Genomic DNA, 2419 nt, shown 5'->3' with positions numbered 1-2419 from the left:
CGCAGGCCTGCTCCGGAACCCGCCACCCCACGCCGGGCCCCGGCACGAAGCTCCGCTGCGGTGGCAGGAGATGGTCGCCGCCGGTGGCGATGAGCGTGTAGGCGACCCCGGGCAGGAACGGGGTGCGGTCGAGCCCGTACCACGCGGTGAGCATGGGGCTGCCGGGTGACAGTTCGGCCAGACCCCGCAGGTTGGCGGCCCAGAGCGCCGCGCCTGCGACCCCCGGTGGCAGCTGGTGGGGGATCAGGCCACTGTTGTCGGCGCCCCAGTACCCGCCCACCGAGACCACCCGGCCCACCGCGCCGGGGCGCAACACCTTGGTGGTGTACCCCGCGATCGAGGCGCCCTGCGAGTAGCCCACCAGGTCGACCTGCGCGGCGCCGGTGACCGCGCGCACGTGGTCGATCACCCCGGCGAGCTGCGGACCGGACGCACCGACGATCGAGTCGAGACCTCCCCGGGCCGGGTTGCCCGCGTACGCGCCGAGGGTCGGTGCGATCACACAGAACCCCTGCCTGCGCAGCGGCTCGCCCAGTCGCGGCATGGTGTTGGGGCCGTTGTCGAACGTCCCGTGCACCAGAATCACCGGCCGCGGGTGGGCCGGGGTCGGTCGGCAGGTGATCGGGGTGTCCACCGCGGCTGGCGGGCCGGGGGCGCCGATGGGTCCGTTGATGCCGTTGAGCGCCTCGGTCACGTAGGGCCCGAGCTCGCCCGAGGGATCCAGGTCCCCGACGAGGTCCGTCAGTGCGTCCTCCACCGGCCCGGCGGCGGCCTGTGGGACGAGTGCGGGCGCGGCGGTGGTGGTCGTGACCGCCGCGGCGAGGGGCACGGCCAGCGCGCCGGCGACGAGGGCGCCGGCAAATCGGGAACGCAGGCGGTGTGGGGTGCGGGAACCGAGCATGGTGACTCCCAAAGAGTGTGAGGTCACACAAGTATGCGAGTGCCGAGCGGGATCGGGTACCGCGAGGACCTCACGTTCTCGCGGCGCGGACCGATTACTGCGGACGCCGCCGACCGGGGCGGGTGCCCCACGATCAGCTCGAGGTGAGGCCCTACTGGGCCAGGACCTTGTTGACCAGACGCGACGCGAAATTGGGCGAGAACTTAGAGATGTTCGCGAGCACGGTCGTCTGCTCGCCGACGGAGTAGGACGTGCGATGAAGGCGGCGGTCAAGGGTCGTCGGGTGGACGGACTGCCAGACCTTGTCCGCCACCTGCTCGGGCGTGATCTTGATGCCGAGCGTCCTGGTCGTCTTGGCCTTGGGGTCCGCGAGAGCGGTCTTGGCCCACAGCGGCCAGATCCCCACCACGCGCACGCCGTGCGGTGCCCACTCGAGCTCCAACGCCTCGGTCAGCCCGGCGACGTAGAACTTGGCGGCGCTGTACGTGGCGATCCCGGGTTGACCGTAGATCGCCGACGCGGACGCGATGTTGACCAGGTGCGACCCCGGCGTGGCCTTGAGGTACGGGAACGCGGCTTTGGCGCCGAGCGTCACCCCCAACACATCGATGTCGATCTGGGCCTTGACCGCGTCAGCCGAGATCTCCGACAGGTCGCCGGCGACAAGAACACCCGCGTTGTTGTCCAGGACGTCGAGCGTCCCGCCGGTGTGCGAGGTGAACTCCTCCAGCGCCTTCTCCCACTGCTGCATATCGCGGACGTCGAGCTCTCCGGTGATCCAGTCGGGATGACTCGACTGCACCGCGGCCAGGGCGTCGGTGTCGACGTCATACACCCCGACAGTCCATCCCTCGCGGCCGAATCGCTCCGCCGTTGCCAGGCCGATCCCAGCCGCCCCGCCCGAGATGAAGATCGATACCATTCGCTGTCCTCCACACGCAAGTCCGATGCGGCGCGCCGCCCGGAGATATCCGACACTCGACAGTACCGAGCATTGGACGGGCGAGGGAAAGCTCTACCAGTGCGCGATCACGAACGTCTGCCGCGATCACGCGTGTCGCTCGGGCGCTGTGCCGACCTCACGTTTCCCTCGCGCGGAGCGACTACCTCCCGAGACCGGTGGGAGGGGCGTGTGAACGTGGCGCCGGAGACGAGGGGAGGATCTGATCTATGAGGGCAGCCTTCGACGGTGCGGTGGTCCGGCACGGGCCGACGGTTCTGCGAGTGTGCCGTGCGGTCCTGGGTCCCGGCCCCGACGCCGACGACGCCTGGTCCGAGACTTTCCTCTCCGCGCTGCGGGCCTGGCCGGACCTGCCGGAGGAGACCAATGTGGAGGCGTGGCTGGTCAGGGTCGCCCACCGCCGCGCCGTGGACGTGGTGCGCAGATCAGCGCGCATGGCAGCCCCGGCGGGAGGCGCGGACGAGGTCGCCCTGCTCGAGGAGTGGGAGGGCAGTGGCCGCGGGCGGAGTGGCGGCGGGTGGAGTGGCAACCGGGCGGGCGACGACGAGCTCGGCGAC

General features: G+C 70.9%; 3 protein-coding genes. 1 reads left to right on the top strand and 2 read right to left on the bottom strand.

Going from position 1 to position 2419, the window contains the following annotated elements; genetic code table 11:
* Positions 1-928: alpha/beta fold hydrolase (locus tag G6018_RS00075; protein WP_347237751.1), on the bottom strand; the 928-nt coding region annotated here is incomplete at its 3' end.
* 124 nt (positions 929-1052) lie between these two features.
* Entirely contained in the window at positions 1053-1823 is a 771-nt protein-coding gene (locus tag G6018_RS00070; protein ID WP_182638408.1) for an SDR family oxidoreductase, read from the bottom strand.
* Positions 1824-2071: 248 nt separating this feature from the next.
* Here G6018_RS00070 and G6018_RS00065 point away from each other — a divergent pair.
* On the top strand, positions 2072-2419 hold a 348-nt coding region (locus G6018_RS00065), incomplete at its 3' end, for a sigma-70 family RNA polymerase sigma factor (RefSeq protein ID WP_182638407.1).

It is taken from the genome of Dietzia sp. DQ11-44 (assembly GCF_014145205.1).
In the GTDB taxonomy this organism is placed as follows: domain Bacteria; phylum Actinomycetota; class Actinomycetes; order Mycobacteriales; family Mycobacteriaceae; genus Dietzia; species Dietzia natronolimnaea.
This window is presented reverse-complemented; position numbering and strand designations above follow the sequence as displayed.

What these genes read in the sequence shown, in the direction of transcription:
- G6018_RS00070 (WP_182638408.1), bottom strand. Translation starts at nt 1,823, where the DNA reads ATGGTATCGATCTTCATCTCGGGCGGGGCGGCTGGGATCGGCCTGGCA.